The organism is Thermococcus kodakarensis KOD1 (assembly GCF_000009965.1).
Classification (GTDB): domain Archaea; phylum Methanobacteriota_B; class Thermococci; order Thermococcales; family Thermococcaceae; genus Thermococcus; species Thermococcus kodakarensis.
Map to the genome: position 1 here is coordinate 1778513 of NC_006624.1, position 18051 is coordinate 1796563.

At 53.6% G+C, this 18051-nt stretch carries 21 protein-coding genes; 15 read left to right on the forward strand and 6 right to left on the reverse strand.

Annotated features, from left to right (window positions below):
* Nucleotides 1–70: 70 nt before the first annotated feature.
* Complete coding sequence (locus tag TK_RS09895; RefSeq protein ID WP_011250923.1) at nt 71–406, forward strand: nascent polypeptide-associated complex protein; 336 nt, start codon at nt 71–73, stop codon at nt 404–406.
* A 3-nt stretch (nt 407–409) separates the two neighbouring features.
* Here TK_RS09895 and TK_RS09900 read toward each other — a convergent pair whose 3' ends face one another.
* Nucleotides 410–766: a carboxymuconolactone decarboxylase family protein gene (locus TK_RS09900; protein ID WP_011250924.1), complete on the reverse strand. Its 357-nt coding sequence runs from the start codon at nt 764–766 to the stop codon at nt 410–412.
* 64 nt (nt 767–830) lie between these two features.
* Nucleotides 831–2369 carry a hypothetical protein gene (locus tag TK_RS09905; protein ID WP_011250925.1) on the reverse strand — a complete coding sequence of 513 codons (1539 nt, stop codon included), beginning with the start codon at nt 2367–2369 and terminating at the stop codon, nt 831–833.
* An 82-nt stretch (nt 2370–2451) separates the two neighbouring features.
* On the opposite strand from TK_RS09905, the gene hflX reads away from it, so the two are divergent.
* A complete protein-coding gene (gene hflX, locus TK_RS09910; protein WP_011250926.1) occupies nt 2452–3780 on the forward strand; it encodes a GTPase HflX in 1329 nt (442 codons plus the stop codon).
* On the opposite strand, the gene TK_RS09915 is transcribed toward hflX, so the two are convergent.
* Nucleotides 3718–4680: an inorganic phosphate transporter gene (locus tag TK_RS09915; RefSeq protein ID WP_011250927.1), complete on the reverse strand. Its 963-nt coding sequence runs from the start codon at nt 4678–4680 to the stop codon at nt 3718–3720. The genes hflX and TK_RS09915 overlap by 63 nt on opposite strands.
* A 208-nt stretch (nt 4681–4888) precedes the next feature.
* On the opposite strand from TK_RS09915, the gene TK_RS09920 reads away from it, so the two are divergent.
* The 12 genes from TK_RS09920 to TK_RS09975 all read left to right on the forward strand — a co-directional run bounded on the left by TK_RS09920 (nt 4889) and on the right by TK_RS09975 (nt 14180).
* A complete protein-coding gene (locus TK_RS09920) occupies nt 4889–5446 on the forward strand; it encodes a pyruvate/ketoisovalerate ferredoxin oxidoreductase subunit gamma (protein ID WP_011250928.1) in 558 nt (185 codons plus the stop codon).
* 41 nt (nt 5447–5487) lie between these two features.
* Nucleotides 5488–5805, forward strand: a complete 318-nt coding sequence (locus tag TK_RS09925) for a 3-methyl-2-oxobutanoate dehydrogenase subunit delta (protein ID WP_011250929.1) — start codon at nt 5488–5490, stop codon at nt 5803–5805.
* A gap of 10 nt (nt 5806–5815) precedes the next feature.
* Nucleotides 5816–7003 (forward strand): 2-ketoisovalerate ferredoxin oxidoreductase subunit alpha, encoded by a 1188-nt coding sequence (porA, locus tag TK_RS09930; protein ID WP_011250930.1) that lies wholly within the window; start codon nt 5816–5818, stop codon nt 7001–7003.
* Between the two features lie 5 nt (nt 7004–7008).
* Complete coding sequence (locus TK_RS09935; RefSeq protein ID WP_011250931.1) at nt 7009–7944, forward strand: 3-methyl-2-oxobutanoate dehydrogenase subunit beta; 936 nt, start codon at nt 7009–7011, stop codon at nt 7942–7944.
* A gap of 63 nt (nt 7945–8007) precedes the next feature.
* On the forward strand, nt 8008–8325 hold the full coding sequence (gene porD / locus TK_RS09940; protein WP_011250932.1) for a pyruvate synthase subunit PorD: 318 nt from the start codon (nt 8008–8010) through the stop codon (nt 8323–8325).
* Nucleotides 8326–8336: 11 nt separating this feature from the next.
* On the forward strand, nt 8337–9521 hold the full coding sequence (gene porA, locus TK_RS09945) for a pyruvate synthase subunit PorA (RefSeq protein ID WP_011250933.1): 1185 nt from the start codon (nt 8337–8339) through the stop codon (nt 9519–9521).
* A gap of 10 nt (nt 9522–9531) precedes the next feature.
* Complete coding sequence (porB, locus tag TK_RS09950) at nt 9532–10527, forward strand: pyruvate synthase subunit PorB (RefSeq protein ID WP_011250934.1); 996 nt, start codon at nt 9532–9534, stop codon at nt 10525–10527.
* Nucleotides 10528–10565: 38 nt separating this feature from the next.
* On the forward strand, nt 10566–11549 hold the full coding sequence (locus TK_RS09955) for a hypothetical protein (protein WP_143598723.1): 984 nt from the start codon (nt 10566–10568) through the stop codon (nt 11547–11549).
* A 64-nt stretch (nt 11550–11613) separates the two neighbouring features.
* Nucleotides 11614–12420, forward strand: a complete 807-nt coding sequence (locus tag TK_RS09960) for a hypothetical protein (RefSeq protein ID WP_232500577.1) — start codon at nt 11614–11616, stop codon at nt 12418–12420.
* Between the two features lie 4 nt (nt 12421–12424).
* Nucleotides 12425–12811, forward strand: coding sequence for a hypothetical protein (locus tag TK_RS09965; protein WP_011250937.1), 387 nt, complete (start codon nt 12425–12427; stop codon nt 12809–12811).
* 24 nt (nt 12812–12835) lie between these two features.
* Nucleotides 12836–13621, forward strand: a complete 786-nt coding sequence (locus tag TK_RS09970) for a hypothetical protein (RefSeq protein WP_011250938.1) — start codon at nt 12836–12838, stop codon at nt 13619–13621.
* 43 nt (nt 13622–13664) lie between these two features.
* Nucleotides 13665–14180, forward strand: a complete 516-nt coding sequence (locus TK_RS09975) for a hypothetical protein (protein ID WP_052273635.1) — start codon at nt 13665–13667, stop codon at nt 14178–14180.
* Here TK_RS09975 and TK_RS09980 read toward each other — a convergent pair.
* Entirely contained in the window at nt 14177–15376 is a 1200-nt protein-coding gene (locus tag TK_RS09980) for a cysteine desulfurase (protein ID WP_011250940.1), read from the reverse strand. The genes TK_RS09975 and TK_RS09980 overlap by 4 nt on opposite strands.
* A complete protein-coding gene (locus tag TK_RS09985) occupies nt 15373–15666 on the reverse strand; it encodes a hypothetical protein (RefSeq protein WP_011250941.1) in 294 nt (97 codons plus the stop codon). Before TK_RS09985 ends, TK_RS09980 begins: the two co-directional genes overlap by 4 nt.
* A 149-nt stretch (nt 15667–15815) precedes the next feature.
* Between TK_RS09985 and TK_RS09990 the strand changes: the two genes are divergently transcribed.
* Nucleotides 15816–16976 carry an MFS transporter gene (locus TK_RS09990; protein WP_011250942.1) on the forward strand — a complete coding sequence of 387 codons (1161 nt, stop codon included), beginning with the start codon at nt 15816–15818 and terminating at the stop codon, nt 16974–16976.
* A gap of 4 nt (nt 16977–16980) precedes the next feature.
* On the opposite strand, the gene hypE is transcribed toward TK_RS09990, so the two are convergent.
* On the reverse strand, nt 16981–17997 hold the full coding sequence (gene hypE / locus TK_RS09995; protein ID WP_011250943.1) for a hydrogenase expression/formation protein HypE: 1017 nt from the start codon (nt 17995–17997) through the stop codon (nt 16981–16983).
* Nucleotides 17998–18051: the final 54 nt, after the last annotated feature.

An 18051-nucleotide genomic window follows, 5' to 3' on the forward strand; every position in this document is an offset into this window, starting at 1 on the left:
AAGATGCTTTAAGGGTTCTCATTTTCTCAACCTTTTTAAAATCCCCCGACAACTCTACCCGGTGGAAGCTATGATGGGAATGAACCCGAGACAGATGAAGAAGCTCATGAAGCAGCTGGGCATTAAGATGGAGGAGCTTGAGGGCGTGGAAGAAGTAGTTCTGAGGATGAAGGGCAAGGAGATAATCTTAAAGGAGCCGGCCGTTACCGTGATGGTCGTCCAGGGAGAGAAGACCTACCAGATAATCCCTGGAAGTGAGGAAGTGAGAGAAGTCCTTGAAATTTCAGAGGATGACATAAAGCTCGTCATGGAGCAGGCGGGAGTTGACTACGATACCGCAAAAAAGGCGCTGGAAGAAGCGAAAGGAGACCTCGCGGAGGCTATCCTGAAGCTCACTGAGGGGTGATCCTCACTCCCCATGCTCTTTTTGGAAGCTCTCTATGGCCTTAACGAGCGGGATGAGGTGCATCAACGCCGGGCCGCCGGCCATCAGAACCGCCACGAGGCCAGCTTCAATAAGCTCCTCCGGCTTTGCACCGGCTTCGAGGGCCTTCTGGGTGTGGAGGTAGATGCACCACTCGCAGCCTGCAGCTATTCCAAGGGCTAGGGCTATGAGCTCCTTCTCCCTCGTTGTAAGGGCTTTGTTGTCAAGGGTCTCGCGGAGGAACCTTGAGAACGCCGCTATCTCTTTAGGGTGCTCTTTACCGAGCTTTTCGAGGAGCTCCTCAATCTCTTTCAACTTAACCATAACGTCGCCGTTCTCCATAAATATCACCGGTATAAGTTAGAACGGCAGATTTAAAGGGATTTCCAGAACAAAAGGTTGAAAACTAAACGTTCGCCACGATTCCCTGCCTTCTCATCTTGAGTATGTCGTCGATAACGTCTATCAGGCCCGCTATTATCTCGTCGTATTTACCCCCCTCCGAGCCGTAAAGCTCCTTGAGCTTGTCTTTTATGGTGAACAGCACTTCCGTATCAAGTTCAAGGAGTTTCTGGGCTTCCCTTGCTAGGAACTTGAGGGCTACTCCCCTAGCTTTCTCGTCGTCCAGAAGGCGGAGTATCAGCTTTGTTATTTTTTCGCGCATGTCTTCGCTAGGAATCTTCTCTGACAGCCTGGCCATGAACTCAAGTGCCCCCTCAATGTCTCTTGGATTTCCCGATTTCAGGAGAGCGTCCAGGAGGGAGGCGAAGAATTTGGAAGTTCCTGGGTACAGGGCGTGGATATCCGCCAGGGTTTTTGCGGCGGTTTCCCTCGCCCAGGCGTTCTTTGACTTGAGGAACTCTCCGAGAATCGGCAGGATCCTGTAGGCGTCCGTGGGGGTAAGATGGGATGTTAACTTTGAGACGATCCAGAGGGCGTCCATCCTTCTCGTGTAGTCCTCACTCTCCAGCATTGAGAGGACTTTTTCCATGACTGCTGGATCCAGCTTGGCCATCTCTGCCACTATATCTGCTTTTCCAGCGTCGAGTAGCTTTTCAACGTCGTCAATCGAGTACTGGGAAACCTCAAGGGCCTTGGTAACGCCCTCGCTCTCGATGGTTTCTTCGGCAATGTTGGTGGCCTTTTCAAGCTTCTCCATGACCTGGGATGCAAGAAGGCCGAGCTTAACGTCGCCGCGAAGCTCTTTGATCTTGCTGACTGCCTTCAGCTTGTTTCTCGTGGAAAGCTCCTTCTCCCTTGTTAGGAGTCTGTCGATTGAGTAGAGCGCCCTCTCCACAACGTACGGGTCGGGGTGGGAGAGAAGATCAGTGATTCCGTCGAACACTCTGTTCAATATGTTCGAGTCTGTTGTCTTGCTTGCTATCTCTGTTAGGGCCGTGATTGCCGCACTCTGTACGTCGCGTTTTTTGCTCGAGCCAATGAGAGAGAACAGCCAGTTTATCAGCTTGTACGCTATGGCAACAACGTTTGCCCCCAGCTTTCCGAGGCCCTCCGCGGCGTATTCTCCAAGTATCGGCACTCCCGACTTGAGGACATCCTGAAGGGTCTCCATGACCCTCTCGTAATCTTCCTCACTTAGGTCTCCCGACTCGAGAAGGGTGTTTATTACCTCGATGGCTTTCAGTGCGACCCGCTCATCCTTATCCCTGGCCAGCTCAAGGATTCTCGGAAGAACCCTCTGAAGGCGCGGCCTTGACATCTTGCCTTCGGATATCATATCTTTTATTATCTGGAGCACGTTTGCCCTTACGTGAGGGTTGTCGTCATACAAGAACTCGACGAGAACAGCGAACACTTTGTCATATTTTTCTGCCAGAGCTTTAACGTCCTTTAGCCTCCAGGCGAGAATATCTTCCTTTAGGCCCTCTTTATCGACTATGAGGTCACTACCTTTTATAACAGCCAAAAGCGCGAGGCTCAGCATAGTCTCCCCCTTAATTATTACGTTATGAACTATTTTAAGGTTAGCCCAAAGGTTATTAACCCGCCCAAACAACTCCAGTGTGATGAGGGCAATAGGTGTCATCAGAAACTCCAGAAGGGAGCGCCTGAGCAGGGCGGAGTTCGAAGAACTGCTGAGGAGCGCTGGCTACGAGGTTCTGGCCATAGTAGAGCAGAACAGGGAGGAGCACCCACGCTACAACATAGGGCCTGGCAAGCTCGAGGAGCTCAAGGAGCTTGTTAAAGAGCTCAAGCCCGACAAGGTCATCTTTGCGAATAGACTGACTCCGAGTCAGGCCTACAATCTCTGGAAGGAGCTCAGGATTGAGATAATGGACCGCTGGCAGCTCGTCCTTGAGATATTCGAGAAGAGGGCACACTCAAAGGAAGCTAAGTTGCAAGTAGAACTCGCCTCGCTCCAGTACGAAATTCCTCTGGTCAAGGAGGCCATCAGGAGGATAAGGCTCGGCGACAGGGCCGGTTTTAAGGGCATGGGTGAGTACCAGACCCAGCAGTACCTCAAGCACATCCGCTATAGGATGGGCAAAATACGGGACGAGCTTGAGAGGGTTAAGGCAGACAGAGAGGTTAAGAGAAAGAAGAGGGAGAACGCCGGCTTCGTCCTCGTTGCCCTCGCTGGGTACACCAACGCGGGAAAATCAACCCTTCTCAACGCTTTAGCGGATGAGAACGTTGAAGCGAAGAATCAAATGTTCACGACACTCGACACTACAACGAGGCGCTTCAGACTCGGCACGAAGAGGATTCTCGCAACCGACACTGTTGGGTTCATCGACGGTCTGCCCCCCTTCATAGTTGAGGCCTTCCACTCCACGCTTGAAGAGATAGTGAAGGCCGACATAGTTCTCCTCGTTCTGGACTCAAGCGAGCCTTGGGGGGAGATACGGAGGAAGTTCCTGGCCTCTCTTCAGGTGCTCAGGGAGCTGAAGGCCCTTGAAAAGCCGATCATAGTTGCCCTCAACAAGATAGACCTGATAGAGGAAGCTGACGCCGAGGAGAAGGTCAGGCTGATATGGGAACTCGCCCGCGAAAGGGGAATAAGCCTTGAGGACGTGGTGAAAATCTCGGCGAGGGAGGGCCGCCTCGAGGAACTCATGGATGCATTAAACAGGGTCGTCCTTAAACTGCCCAAGTACGGTGCTTTCAGGATAATCGTGAAAGAGCCTGAGAAAGTCCCTGCAGTGATGGCACTCATAAACTCCGTTGGAGAAGTTCTGTCAGTCGAGTACGGTGAAAAGACGAGGATAGACGCTTACGTCCAGACTGGAATGGTCGGCGAGATCAAGAAAATGGGGGCCGAGATAGAGAGGTTAAACCATTCCGGCGAGGGCGAAGAGCTTGAGCAGGACGAAGGATATTCCGATGGCGGTTAGCGGCGTCGCCACCCATCCGAAGACTATATCGACGATTACCTTTCTGTCCACTCCCCTACCAGCTAAGAGGCCGACGCCGACAACGCCGCCGACTATCGACTGACTGGAGCTGACTGGAAGGCCGAAAACGTTTGCTATGCTGACCGCCATTGCGGAGCCGAACTGGGCAGCGAAGGCCGAAACAGGGCCGAGGGCCGTTATCTTCTTCCCAACCGTGTGCATAACTGCGTAGCTGAACGTCAGTGCCCCAACGGCCAGGCTTAACGCCACGAGGACTCCGGCAGTTTTTGGCGCCATAAAGCCAGCACCGACGATTGGCCCGGAGGCGTTGGCCACTTCGTTCGTTCCAAAGTTGAAGGCCATATAAGAACCGCCGAGAATGGCAAGCGCCTTGTAGAGGGCCTCAATTGTCGAGACGCTCTTAATCTTTGAGATTACGTAGGAGTAGAACTTGTAGAGGATTATCGCAAGGATTCCCGAGAGGACGGGAGATGCGACCCATGCAGCGGCTATCTTCGTCAGCGTCCACCAGTTTACGGGCGCGCTCGTAGCCAGACCGACACCAATGACACCGCCCACTATTGCCTGAGTAGTTGATACTGGGAGTCCTTTGATTGTCGCTATCGTCACCCACACTCCAGCGGAAAGAAGTGCTATGAGGGCCATTTCCATTGTGAGGTATCCCTCGGGCACTATCCCCTTACCGACCGTCTTCATGACCTTGTAGCCTTTGAGGTAGGCGCCGAGAAGGGTGAATATCGCTATTGTCAGTGTTGCCTGCCTGAAGCTTAGTATTCCCGCACCAACGGCCGTTCCCATTGCGTTGGCCGAGTCGTTCGAGCCTATGTTCCAGGCGATGTAGAACGCAACTGCCACGATGGCTATAGCCAGTGCGTCCATGTTCCCTCCCCCGATTTGAGTTGATATATAGACTATATAGTTTCCGTTAAAAAGTTTTCGAGAAACAATGACCGTAAAACACCATCGGCGAGCTTAAGGGTTCACACTTACCCAAAGACGCCTGTCGAGAAGGTCTTAGGGAGATACCGAAACCTAAATAAATGTTTCGGACTAACCCAAAGTGAAAACCTTTAAGGAGGCAGGAAGGATGATCGAGATTCGTTTTCACGGTAGAGGTGGACAGGGCGCAGTTACGGCAGCCAACATTCTAGCTTCAGCGGCCTTTAAGGAGGGCAAGTACGTCCAGGCCTTCCCGTTCTTCGGTGTTGAAAGGCGTGGAGCACCGGTTACCGCCTTCACCAGGATCGACGACAAGCCGATCAGGATAAAGACCCAGATCTACGAGCCTGACGTCGTTGTCGTCCTCGACCCGAGCCTTCTCGACACCGTTGACGTCACCGCTGGCCTCAAGGACGGCGGAATAGTCATCGTCAACACCGAGAAGAGCAAGGAGGAAGTCCTTGAGAAGCTCAAGAAGAAGCCGGGCAAGCTTGCCCTAGTTGACGCTACCGGCATAGCCCTTGAAATACTTGGACTCCCGATTACCAACACGGCCATCCTCGGTGCAGTTGCAAAGGCCACAGGCCTCGTCAAGCTTGAGAGCGTCCAGGAGGCCATTAAGGAGACCTTCTCTGGGGCCCTCGGCGAGAAGAACGCCAAGGCCGCCGAAGAGGCCTTCAACAAGACCGTTGTCTACGAGCTCTGATTTTCCTTTGCTTTCCTTAACCTTAGGAGGAGGGGAGGAGTTTGAACACGCTGTTTGGGGAGAAAAAGGCGGAGGCAAAGAAGATAGTCCTTACCTCCGTCGACCAGTACCCCGAGGCGCCAATAAGCCTTGGGACTACCCTTAGCAATTTCACAGGTGACTGGAGGACTTTCATCCCTGTGGTCAATGAGGACAAGTGCGTCAAGTGCTATATCTGCTGGAAGTTCTGCCCGGAGCCAGCAATATACATCAAGCCCGACGGCTACGTGGCAATCGACTACGACTACTGCAAGGGCTGTGGAATCTGTGCCAACGAGTGCCCGACCAAGGCCATAACCATGGAGAAGGAGGAGAAGTGAGGTGGTGGAGATGGAGTACAAGCCGATCAGAAAGGTCGTGAGCGGAAACTACGCGGCTGCCTATGCCGCTTTACACGCGAGAGTCCAGGTCGTTGCCGCTTACCCGATCACCCCGCAGACGAGCATCATCGAGAAGATAGCCGAGTTCATAGCCAACGGAGAGGCAGACATCCAGTACGTTCCCGTTGAGAGCGAGCACTCCGCTATGGCCGCATGTATCGGCGCCTCGGCTGCTGGAGCAAGGGCCTTCACCGCTACCTCTGCCCAGGGTCTAGCTTTAATGCACGAGATGCTCCACTGGGCGAGCGGTGCAAGGCTGCCGATAGTTATGGTGGACGTTAACAGGGCTATGGCTCCGCCGTGGAGCGTTTGGGACGATCAGACCGATTCACTCGCGCAGAGAGATACCGGCTGGATGCAGTTCTACGCCGAGAACAACCAGGAGGTTTACGATGGCGTCCTTATGGCCTTCAAGGTGGCCGAGACGGTAAACCTCCCCGCTATGGTCGTCGAGAGCGCCTTCATCCTGAGCCACACCTACGACGTCGTTGAGATGATTCCGCAGGAGCTCGTTGACGAGTTCCTTCCACCGAGGAAGCCACTCTACGACCTGGCCGACTTCGAGAGGGAGCCGTTCTCGGTAGGTTCTCTCGCGACTCCAGCAGATTACTACGAGTTCCGCTACAAGATACAGAAGGCCATGGAGGAGGCCAAGAAGGTCATCAAGGAAGTGGGTAGGGAGTTCGGCGAGCGCTTTGGAAGGGACTACAGCCAGATGATAGAGACCTACAGGACTGACGATGCCGACTTCGTCTTCATGGGTATGGGTTCGCTCATGGGCACCGTCAAGGAGGCAGTTGACATCCTCAGGCAGGAGGGCTACAAGGTCGGAGCGGCAAAGGTGCGCTGGTTCAGGCCGTTCCCGAAGGAGGAGCTCTACGAGCTTGCAAAGAACGTTGACGGCATAGCAGTCCTCGACAGGAACTACTCCTTCGGCATGGAGGGCATACTCTTCACGGAGGCAAAGGGTGCGCTCTACAACACCGACGCGAAGCCGCTCATGAAGAACTACATCGTCGGCCTCGGCGGCAGGGACTTCACGGTGAACGACGTTAGGAAGATAGCCGAGAACATGAAGGCAGTCATAGAGAAGGGCGAGCTTGACGTAGAGGTGGACTGGTACCACCTTAAGAGGTGAGAAAGATGGAGATTCCCGAGCAGATTAAGAAAAAGCTCACGCTCCCGGCGGAGGAGCACTTCTATGCCGGTCACACGGCCTGCCAGGGCTGTGGGGCTGCACTCGGGCTGAGGTACGTCCTCAAGGCCTACGGCAGGAAGACGATATTCGCAATCCCGGCCTGCTGTTCAACAATTATAGCCGGTGCTTGGCCCTACAACACCCTGGGTGCCAACCTGTTCCAGACGGCCTTTGAGACGACTGGTGCCGTCCTGGGCGGCATCGAGGCCGCTTTGAAGGCCAGGGGCATAAAGGTCAAGGGCGAAGACGGCGTCATGATCGTCGGCTGGGCCGGCGACGGTGGAACCGCTGACATTGGCCTTCAGGCACTCTCGGGCTTCCTTGAGAGGGGCCACGATGCTCTCTACATCATGTACGACAACGAGGCCTACATGAACACTGGAATCCAGAGGTCAAGTTCAACCCCCTACGGAGCATGGACGACCAACACCCCCGGAGGAAAGAGGCACTTCCTCGAGAAGAGGCACAAGAAGAAGGTCATAGACATCGTCATAGCCCACGAGATTCCCTACGCGGCAACTGCAAGCGTTGCCTACCCTGAGGACTTCATAAGGAAGCTCAAAACAGCTCAGAAGACTCCAGGCCCGAGCTTCATCCAGCTCTTCGCCCCGTGCCCGACCGGCTGGCGCTCACCCACCGACAAGAGCATTGAGATAGCCAGACTTGCCGTTCAGACGGCCTACTTCCCGCTCTTCGAGTACAAGGAGGGCAAGTACAGGATTAACATGCCAAACCCGAAGAAGGAGCCAAAGCCGATCGAGGAGTTCCTCAAGCTCCAGGGTCGCTTTAAGTATATGACCAAGGAGGACATCCAAGTTCTCCAGGAGTGGGTGCTCCGCGAGTGGGAGAAGCTCAAGAAGCTCGCCGAGGTCTTCGGCTGAGCTTTCGTTTTCCCTTTGGAAAAAGTTTAAAGTCCACATGATAACTCACTCGAGGTGATACATATGGCTGAGAGTCCGTTTAAGGCCGATATTGAGAGGGTTCAGAAGGAGTACAGCGAAAAGATGACGCCCGGAGCGATAGCTTACATCCCGGGAAGCAGCGTTATCAACAAGACAGGTTCCTGGAGAGTTTTTATGCCTGAATTCAACCGCGACAAGTGCACTCGCTGCTACCTCTGCTATATCTACTGCCCGGAGCCGGCTATCTACCTCGATGAGGAAGGCTACCCGGTCTTTGACTACGACTACTGTAAGGGCTGTGGCATCTGCGCCAACGAATGCCCTGTTGATGCCATAGTTATGGTTAGGGAGACCAAGTGAGGTGGTGAAAGATGCCGATAAGAACCGTTATGAAGGCAAACGAGGCTGCCGCCTGGGCGGCCAAGCTGGCCAAGCCCAAGGTTATCGCGGCCTTCCCCATTACCCCGTCAACGCTCGTTCCAGAGAAGATTAGTGAATTCGTCGCCAACGGGGAGCTCGACGCCGAGTTCATCAAGGTCGAGAGCGAGCACTCAGCTATCTCCGCCTGTGTTGGTGCCAGCGCCGCTGGGGTTAGAACATTCACAGCAACCGCTTCCCAGGGTCTCGCCCTGATGCACGAAATACTCTTCATCGCCGCTGGAATGCGCCTTCCGATAGTCATCGCCGTTGGAAACCGTGCCCTTTCAGCCCCGATCAACATCTGGAACGACTGGCAGGACACGATAAGCGAGCGCGATACTGGATGGCTCCAGTTCTACGCCGAGAACAACCAGGAAGCTCTGGACCTCATACTCATAGCCTTCAAGGTAGCCGAGGACGAAAGGGTTCTCCTTCCGGCAATGGTTGGCTTCGACGCGTTCATCCTGACCCACACAGTTGAGCCAGTTGAGATTCCCGACCAGGAGGTCGTCGACGAGTTCCTCGGTGAGTACGAGCCGAAGCACGCCTACCTCGATCCGGAGAGACCGATAACCCAGGGCACCCTCGCCTTCCCGGCCCACTACATGGAGGCCAGATACACCGTCTGGGAGGCCAACGAGAATGCAAAGAAGGTCATCGACGAGGTCTTCGCCGAGTTCGAGAAGAAGTTCGGTAGAAAATACCAGAAGGTCGAGGAGTACAGGACTGAGGACGCAGAGATAATCTTCGTCACCATGGGTTCACTCGCCGGAACCCTCAAGGAGTACGTTGACCACCTCAGGGAGAAGGGCCTCAAGGTCGGCGCTGCGAAGCTCACCGTTTACAGGCCGTTCCCGACCGAAGAAGTCAGGGAGCTCGCCAAGAAGGCCAAGGTTCTCGCGCTCCTTGAGAAGAACGTCACCTTCAGCGTTGGTGGAGCACTCTTCCAGGACTTCAGCAGGGCCCTCGTCAACCTTGACGAGAGGCCGAAGATCGTCGACTTCATCCTCGGCCTCGGTGGCAGGGACGTCACATTCAAGGACCTCGACGAGGCACTGGCCATAGCCCAGAAGGCCCTCAACGGTGAGGAGTTTGATGAGGTCAACTGGATCGGCCTGAGGAAGGAGATACTGTGAGGTGAGGAAAATGGCCGTTAGGAAACCCCCGATTACCACTCGCGAGTACTGGGCGCCTGGTCACGCCGCCTGTGCCGGCTGTGGCTGTGCCACCGCTCTCAAGCTCGCCACCAAGGCCTTCAGCGAGGCCATGGAGGAGAAATACGGTGATCCCAATGCATTCGCCATAGCCCAGGCCACAGGCTGTATGGAGGTCGTTTCGGCAGTCTTCCCGTACACCGCTTGGAAGGTCCCCTGGGTGCACGTCGCTTTCGAGAACGCCGCGGCCGCTGCCAGCGGTGTTGAAGCGGCCTGGAAGAAGATCGGCAGAAAGGGTAAGATACTTGCCATCGGTGGAGACGGTGGAACAGCCGACATCGGTCTCCAGGCCCTCTCGGGAATGCTCGAGAGGAGGCACAACGTCGTCTACCTCATGTACGACAACGAGGCCTACATGAACACTGGAATCCAGAGGTCAAGTTCAACCCCCTACGGTGCTTGGACCACCACCTCACCGCCCGGAAAGTACTCAATCGGTGAGGACAAGCCCAAGAAGTGGGTCGCCCTCATCGCTGCTGCCCACCAGGTTCCGTACGTTGCCACCGCGAGCATCGGCAACCCCTTCGACTTCGTCAGGAAGATGAAGAAGGCCGCTAAGGTCGATGGTCCGGCTTTCGTCCAGGTTCACTGCACCTGCCCGACCGGATGGAAGAGCCCGCTCGAGAAGGGTGTCGAGATAGCTCGCCTTGCCATCGAGACCGGCGTCTGGCCGCTCTTCGAGATCGAGAACGGCGACTTCTTCAACATCAAGATCCAGCCGCCCGGAGGAGGCGCCAAGGTCACCCGCGAGGGCGGCAGGATAGTCGCCATAGAGTTCAAGAAGCCCATCGAGGAGTACCTCAAGCTCCAGGGCAGGTTCAAGCACCTCTTCAAGAGGCCTGAGGCAATCGATGAGCTGCGCGAGCAGATCAAGGCCATGTGGAAGACCCTCGGCGTTGATGTCACCCTCCCGAAGCTGGAGGAGTGATTTTCAGTTTCTTTTTCTTTTAAAATTCTTGATACCGTGTGGCTTCTTGGGTTTCGTGGAAGAAAATTCTTTCCATGCTCTTCGGGTTTTTGATTTTGGGATTGGCGTTCAGCGGTGCGAGTGCAACGGCGAACCTCGTCAACAGCACAGTGAACGGCACCGTAACGGTTCCGTCAGAGTTAACTCCTGAGAAGAAACCCGGAGACGAGGTACGGCCGCAGTTTGGAGGGGCTACAGTTGTTGTGGAGCCCTTCATAGAGGCTTTTGTCCCCGGTGTAGGATGGGTAGTGGCGGTTGGAAGCCTCGTGGCGTTAATTGCCAAATACTTGTACTCAAAGCCTGTCAGCGAGTTCACTGAGGGGTTTGTAAGTGAAATTCCAGATAGGATTACTTACAATGGGCAGGAGCTCGCAAAGGGCGTTAAGACTAACTTCTGGGGAACGGAAGTAGAGATTGGCTATGGGTACGTTAAGAAAAAATGGGGCGGTCTAAAGAAGGAAACCGTCATAGTGAAGTCGGTCATAACAATAACCAGGGATGAAGTCAAGGCTGTAGAAGACTTATTCAGCCCAAAGGAGTACGGCAAACTCTTGGCACAAGCGTACTTAAACGGCTGGGATGCCAACGATGCTAAAAAGCTTGCAGAGGATTTTGACAGGGAGTACAGGGGTTTCAGGGCACACTTCAATGGGGCAAACCTCGATTGTGGAGTATTCGAAGGAGGAGATGTTATCATTGATGCAAAAGGGGCAAAACATATTATTTTCAACCACATCATGAAAAAGCCTGGAAAGGATCAGTTCACTCACATTTCCGCCGTGGATCTTTTAAACGAAATGGGCAAGGTTATAGAAAACCCAGACAAAATTAAATGCGGAGACATTATCAGTGGAAAACAGAGAATAGTACTTGTTAAATATTCCCCAAAGCTGGGAAAGAAAGTGGTGGTAGTGATTGAGAGAATCAAGTGGGGGATGTACCGGATAGTTACGGCATTCCCACCATCTTCAAGGAGATATTGACAGGGAGGTGATTTCAATCTTTGCTTTTTCATTCTTCCTACAGGAGGGAGATAGGGGATTTCCAGTGCTGGTGCTCGAAGAGGGGCCAGTTTTCATCAGTGAAGACCCAGTGACGCTGGATGAATTCATAAGCTCCCTAAAGGCACTCCACTCGATGGATGCTCTCCCGAAAAAGCTCTGGGACCTCAAGATAATGGCTGAGGGTGGATGGGTTCACCTGACCCTTCGGGATGGTGGGGAAGTACAGCTCACCCGTGACAACTTCATCGAGGCAATCCGAACTTCCATCCAGAACCTGAAAGCGGTTCTCAATAATAAACCCGTGAGGATGGGGTGGCTCAGGTTCAAACTAAAGCCGCCTTCGCATGAAGTTCTTGAGATGTTCGGTGAACCTGAGGATATCATGGACGAGTACGAAGTTCAAGTTTACGGGAGCACGTACGTACTGGAGGCGTTTGTTAATCTCGAAGGGTACGTTGAGGAGCTTAAACTTCTCAAGGCGTTTGTGGCGGATGGCAAACTGCCTGCGGAGGAGTGGCGGGTAAAGTGGAACGTTGATGGTGAAATCAAGAGGCTGTCTTCCAAAGGGGCAAAAAAGCCGGAGGATAGGGGCCTTCTCCGCGAACTGGCGGGCCTTAAAAAGCTCTCAGCAGGAGCAGCTCCTCCTTTCGTTCGCTTTACCCTTTCAACCTATGACCCCTTTGAAGTTCTCTACGCGGCAGACTCTGGAAAGGGAGAATTTTTGCTGGCATTCGTCCTGTATTCTGGCATGGCCGTCAAAGTCCCAAAGAACGTCTTCCTGAGGGCCATCGATGAGGCCATCAAAGATGCAGAAAAGGAACTTAAAAGGGTAAAGCTATCTGGGAGGTGAGCTCATGTCTTTCCCCTTTATCTTCTTTGGCTTCGAGGAGGCTCTCAGGGGCGAGGTGCCTGCGGATGCTCTAACCATTGCCATCAAACACGGGATGAAAACAGAAATTGGCATAATTGCCAGGAAGGGTTCTGAGAGAGTGGTGATAGGGTGCAAGAGAAACGCACATAAAATAAGCGGGAACAGCTTGCAAAGTACGCTGAGTACGCCATCAATAAGGGAATCAGAAAAGATTGAGGTGTACTATGCTGGAGGCATTGAGAACATAAGGGGCTACTATTACTACACCCAGTACCTGCCAAAGGAGATAAAGTCCAGGTTTGGTGTGGACGTTGAAGTGCGTTACCTAGCTTCAGAATTCGACCGAACCTGTTTCTTTATTTTTCATTAATGAATGAACCATGGGGGGAGTGGTATGGGAACCACGTATTATGTTGTCGCCGTGTTTGATAGGCCTTGGGGAGAAGTGCTTGAGAAGCTCTCGCGCGAGTTCAAGTACACTCGCGAACTCGCGTACCAGCGGGAAAGACGAGAAGAGCACCTGAAGTTCATCTTTGATATGAGGGGATTTAGGCTGGTTGCAGTGGGAGAACTGCACTACGAGCTGAAAACCACCGAGGAAGATTCCTTTGACTGGCTTGAGGTCGAAACGTACTCAAAGGAGAACATGACGCTCCTCCAGATTGGAGTCTCCACCGGCAGGTGGCTGTTCGTCCTAAGCCCCGAACTTATGAAGTTTCTCGGAAAGCTGATGAGGGTTGGGGCGGTCCTCATCTGTGGTTACACAGACGACCACGACCTCAGAGATGCAGGCTTTGAAGAAAACAACCAGTTCCTTTTCTACGAATGGTTGGTTGAGACTGTGAAAAGAAAAAAGCTTGAAATCGTTCCTTCGGACGTTACCATAGTGAAGAAAGAACTCTTAGACTTGGAGGACGGTCTCTACGAGCTGATTGAAAGACCTGGAAGGGAGGATGAAGAGTATGTCCTAATCAAGAGATTGGATAGTTATAAAATACTTGTTTCAGTAAGAGAAAGCGATTTAACCGATGAAGAGAGCTACCGAGAGCTAATTGAAGACAAAACATGGTTCAGCTCTCATATAATTGTGGTGGTCTTTAGGCGAATTGGAAAAAAGGTCGAGAACGAGCTTCTCATTAAGAGGGTAGAAGAATACTTCAAAGCGCAAACAGAAGAGTGACAGCGCTTGAAACTTTTCTGAAATGTCAGCATCAGGCAATCCGATGAAAAATCTCCCTCCTTTTCCCACACCGGAAGCCTCTGAAGTAATAGCCGAGAGCTACAGCGCCATAGACCAGCTCCTCTACTCCGGTGACGTCCCCGAGCTTGGGAAAAATGTCCTAGTGAACTTCGGCAACGCGCACAGCATAACCCTCGTCGGGACAGCTTTCCTCGTGCTCGCGGCGGCCCTTGAAAAGAGGAGGAAAACAATGGTGGGCCTTAACGACGCGGCCGTGTTAAGCTACACCTCTGCAGGCGGCGCTGGGCTCCCACTGCTCACAAAACCGATGCTGAGAAGAGTAACCGTGGTTGCAAGCGAGTACGCCCTCGATTCGCTCCTCAACCTGGCCGGTCCCGTTTTGCTCCTCTACCACGACCCCGACGTCCAGAGCTTCGTTTACGAGACCAGCGGCGTACCGCCGGGGCCGAGCAGGAAGCACGTCCACAAGGGGGAGGGGGCCTTCATCTACCGCACCCCTGAAACGGTAAACGTGGAGTGGGGCAGGATGCCCCTTTAACCTCTCAAACCTCTTATCAGATTCTCCATAACGCTCAGAAACGTCTCGACCTCCTCAACGCTGTTGTAGACGTGGAATGAAGCCCTAACAGTTCCCTCCACTCCGAGCTTCTTCATCGCGGGCAGGGCGCAGTGGTGACCGGAGCGAACCATGATGTTGTGCTCGTCGAGTATAGCGGCAACGTCGTGAGGATGTAGCGGCGGGACGTTGAAACTGACGACGCCAGCGTGCTTTTTCAGGTTCCGCGGCCCGTACCATGGAACCTCAAGCTCGTCAAGGCCTTCTGTTGTGCGCTTCACCAGCTTGTGCTCCTGTTTTTCGATCTTCTCTATTCCAATCCTCTCGATGTAGCGGATCCCAGCGGCGAGGCCTATGGCCCCTCCAATGTTCGGCGTTCCCGCCTCAAAGCGCTCCGGCGGCTCTGCCAGCTTGTAAGAGTCAAGGTCAACGTCCTCGATTGTTCCCCCTCCTATGAGTGGCGGCTCGAAGACGTCGAAGAACTCGCTGTTGATGTAGAGGACACCAATCCCAGTCGGTCCCATCGGTCCCTTGTGGCCAGAAAAGCCCAGAAAGTCAGCGTAGAGCTTTTTCACATCAACCTCCATATGGCCAGCACTCTGGGCCGCATCAACAACGAATATCGCGCCCTCCTCCTTCGCCATCTTTCCAAGCTCCTCGACCTCGTGGATTACTCCAAGGGCGTTCGAGACATGCTGAACTGCCACGAGCTTCGCTCCCTTGATCTTCTTCTCGGCATCGGCGAGGTCGAGGTTCCCCTCCAGGTCGCCCTCTATGAACTCCAGCCTGAGGCCCTTCTTCTTCGCGAGCCTCTGCCAGGGGAGTAGGTCTGAGTGGTGCTCGTACGGTGTGGTCACTATCTTGTCTCCCTTCTCAAAGATGTGCTCCAGCCCGAGGGCGACGAGGTTGAGGCTCTCGCTCGTGTTCTTGGTGAAGACTATCTCCTCGAACTTCGCGTTGATGAAGTCCGCCACGACCTTTCTGCTCTCCTCGTACTTGTGAGTCGCTATCTGCGAGAGCCTGTGGACGCCCCTGTGGACGTTGGCGCGGTACTTCAGGTAGTACTCATCCATTGCCTCGATGACTGGCTTTGGTGTGAGTGATGTGGCGGTGTTGTCAAAGTAAATGACCTCGCTCGTGAGCGGTATGTCCTTTCTAATATCGTCCGGTATCTTCATGCGACCACCTCCAGGATTCCCGCGCAGTCATAGATCGTCTCGGCGATCTTTCTTCCAAGCTCGGCATCATCGAGGAGCTTGACTATTATCTTCCCGCTTGGATAAACACTGACTTCATAGCCCTCCATTTCGAGAATGAGCATCATTCCTGGAAGGAGCTTCTTCACGCTGTGCCCTCTCTCGCGGAGACACTGGGCTGTCTTTGTGAGGTCTATCTTTATCGGCTTCTCCCAGGAGTAGCCCGAGATCACGATCCCCTTCATCGTAGTGCATGGTTTGGCGATTATCACTCCCACCACCGAAGTGGATGTTGGATTTTGGGCTTATACGGATTTCCTGAACCCAAGGTTAAGGACAGAAATGTGAAATGGGAGAGTATTTTAATTTGGGCTCTTAACGTTTCGACAAGCTTATAAAGGCCCAGTCGAGCTGGAGGTTGATGAGGACTTATCTGTCTTTCAGCCGCGACGCCTATCTGGTGGTCATCTACTCCTTCTTCGGCTGGTTAGGGGGCAATATAGCCTGGTTCATAGTCCCGTTCTACTTCAAGTCCCTCGGAATGGACTATTCGAGTATGGGCGTGCTTTTCTCACTCTCAACTATAGCCCAGGCCGCTCTGCTTCTCTTCACAGGGCCCCTTGCGGTAAAAATTGGGTATAAAAGAAGTATAATCCTAGCACTCATATTTTTCATGTCTGGAAGGCTGGTGCAGGTCTTTCTGCCCGAGTTTCACTTCCTGGCCATAGCTTCAGTACTCCTAGGGATTGGCATGGCACTAGAGGGGCCTGCTTTGATGTCCCTCCTCAGCGAGGAGGCGAGCGATGAGAACAGACACTACCTCTTTTCCATGAACTCCGCCATGGGAACTTTTGGTGCAGCCTTTGGGACTCTACTTGGGGGTTTTCTCCCCGGGGTTCTGGACGGGAAGAACCCGTACAGGGATACGCTTGTGGTCTCAATAGTCTTTGTTCTTATTCAGCTGGTTGTTATTTCCCTAGTGCACCCAATACTTGACAGAAAGGGTCGGGAGATAAAATTTGAGCGCGAGACCGTGGTAAAAATCCTCAAGTTCTCCCTTCCCAGCGCCCTTATCGGTCTAGGGGCTGGAGTGACTATTCCATACATGGGCCTGTGGTTCAACAGGAAGTTCGGCACTAGCTTGGAAAGCATAGGCGGCCTCTTCGCGATCCAGCAGTTCATAATGGGCCTCGGCACCTTTCTCCTTCCGGCTTTGGCTGATAGGGCCGGGAGCGTTAGGACGATAGTTGCATTCAACGGCAGTGCCACGCTTCTCATCGCTGGAATGCCGTTCCTGCCGAGTTTTCCGCTCGCCGCACTCGTCTACATCATCAGGACGATCCTGATGAACATCGTGAACCCTATATGGGACGCGTTCATGATGCGCTTCTTCTCAACGGAGGAGCGCTCGACGGCTTTAGCACTCAGAAACCTTTCGTGGACGGCAACCTTCGGGATGGGTCAGTACATTGGAGGGGTGATATTCGACCGCTCCCTCACGATGCCTTTCCTGATAACGGGCTTCCTGTACGGGGCTTCAATGGCGACCTTCTGGGCCCTCTTCTCAAAGGAAGAAGAGTAGAAAATCAGCATATCCTCGGAACGGGGTCTCCCTCGGGAGGCTCCATGAACCTCTTTCCACCTATTCCCGTTTCGAGGAGAACCTTGCCACGGTAGTCAGCTATTACCTCACCGATTATCGCCGCGTTCCTGCCCTTCTCCGTTTTTCTCATTGCCTCAAGGGCCTCTTCCGCGTACTCCCTCGCGACTACCATGACCACTTTACCCTCGTTTGCGACGTCGTAAGGGCTTATTCCCAGCATCTCGCTGGCAGCCCTAACCTCTGGCCTTATCGGGATGTCAGCTTCCCTCACGAGGATTCCAACGTTGCTCTTGCGAGCGATCTCGTTGAGGGCGTTGCTCAGTCCGGCCCTCGTCGGGTCTTTCATCGCGTGGATGTTCTCCCAGCCGATTGTCTCGGCGACAGCTTTGACAACGTCCCATATCGGTGCGACGTCGCTCTTGAGCTCGGTCTCGAAGGCTATACCTTCCCTGTGGCTCATCAGGGCTATGCCGTGGTCGCCTATAGTCCCGCTGACAAGCACGGCGTCGCCGACCTTTGCCCCGGCGTCGCTTACCGGGTGCTCCGCTATTCCTATTCCAGCGGTTATGACGAACATCTCTATTTTGTCCTCGACGACCTTGGTGTCGCCCGTGACTATTGGAACGGGGACTTCCCTTGCCGTCTCGTCCATGGACTTGAGAACCCTCTTCAAGACTTCCATATCAAGGCCTTCGCCGATTATCATCGAGTTTGCAAGTGCTATCGGTTCAGCACCCATAACGGCCAGATCGTTCACGGTTCCACTGACCGCTAAGCGGCCTATGTCTCCTCCAGGGAAGAAGAGGGGCTTTACCGTGTGTCCATCTATCGTGAAGACGATGTGCTTGTCTCCAAAGGGTATTGTGGCACCATCGTCGAGTGCATCCAACCCTATGCCTCCGGCGGATTTCAGCGTCAGGGTTTTTAGGATAACGTCCCTCAAAAGCTCCTCCATTATTTCTCCACCGGCTCCGTGTTCGAGCTTTATCTTTTCACCCATTTTAATCACCCAGCAGACCTTTTTCCTTCAGGTATGAGCGTGTGAAGTCCAAAA

Bases quoted from the DNA above. Each gene is read 5' to 3' on its own strand.
- TK_RS09895 (WP_011250923.1), top strand. From the start codon at position 71: ATGATGGGAATGAACCCGAGACAGATGAAGAAGCTCATGAAGCAGCTG.
- TK_RS09900 (WP_011250924.1), bottom strand. From the start codon at position 766: ATGGAGAACGGCGACGTTATGGTTAAGTTGAAAGAGATTGAGGAGCTC.
- TK_RS09905 (WP_011250925.1), bottom strand. From the start codon at position 2,369: ATGCTGAGCCTCGCGCTTTTGGCTGTTATAAAAGGTAGTGACCTCATA.
- hflX (WP_011250926.1), top strand. From the start codon at position 2,452: ATGAGGGCAATAGGTGTCATCAGAAACTCCAGAAGGGAGCGCCTGAGC.
- TK_RS09915 (WP_011250927.1), bottom strand. From the start codon at position 4,680: ATGGACGCACTGGCTATAGCCATCGTGGCAGTTGCGTTCTACATCGCC.
- TK_RS09920 (WP_011250928.1), top strand. From the start codon at position 4,889: ATGATCGAGATTCGTTTTCACGGTAGAGGTGGACAGGGCGCAGTTACG.
- porA (WP_011250930.1), top strand. From the start codon at position 5,816: ATGGAGTACAAGCCGATCAGAAAGGTCGTGAGCGGAAACTACGCGGCT.
- TK_RS09935 (WP_011250931.1), top strand. From the start codon at position 7,009: ATGGAGATTCCCGAGCAGATTAAGAAAAAGCTCACGCTCCCGGCGGAG.
- porD (WP_011250932.1), top strand. From the start codon at position 8,008: ATGGCTGAGAGTCCGTTTAAGGCCGATATTGAGAGGGTTCAGAAGGAG.
- porA (WP_011250933.1), top strand. From the start codon at position 8,337: ATGCCGATAAGAACCGTTATGAAGGCAAACGAGGCTGCCGCCTGGGCG.
- porB (WP_011250934.1), top strand. From the start codon at position 9,532: ATGGCCGTTAGGAAACCCCCGATTACCACTCGCGAGTACTGGGCGCCT.
- TK_RS09965 (WP_011250937.1), top strand. From the start codon at position 12,425: ATGTCTTTCCCCTTTATCTTCTTTGGCTTCGAGGAGGCTCTCAGGGGC.
- TK_RS09970 (WP_011250938.1), top strand. From the start codon at position 12,836: ATGGGAACCACGTATTATGTTGTCGCCGTGTTTGATAGGCCTTGGGGA.
- TK_RS09975 (WP_052273635.1), top strand. From the start codon at position 13,665: ATGAAAAATCTCCCTCCTTTTCCCACACCGGAAGCCTCTGAAGTAATA.
- TK_RS09980 (WP_011250940.1), bottom strand. From the start codon at position 15,376: ATGAAGATACCGGACGATATTAGAAAGGACATACCGCTCACGAGCGAG.
- TK_RS09990 (WP_011250942.1), top strand. From the start codon at position 15,816: ATGAGGACTTATCTGTCTTTCAGCCGCGACGCCTATCTGGTGGTCATC.
- hypE (WP_011250943.1), bottom strand. From the start codon at position 17,997: ATGGGTGAAAAGATAAAGCTCGAACACGGAGCCGGTGGAGAAATAATG.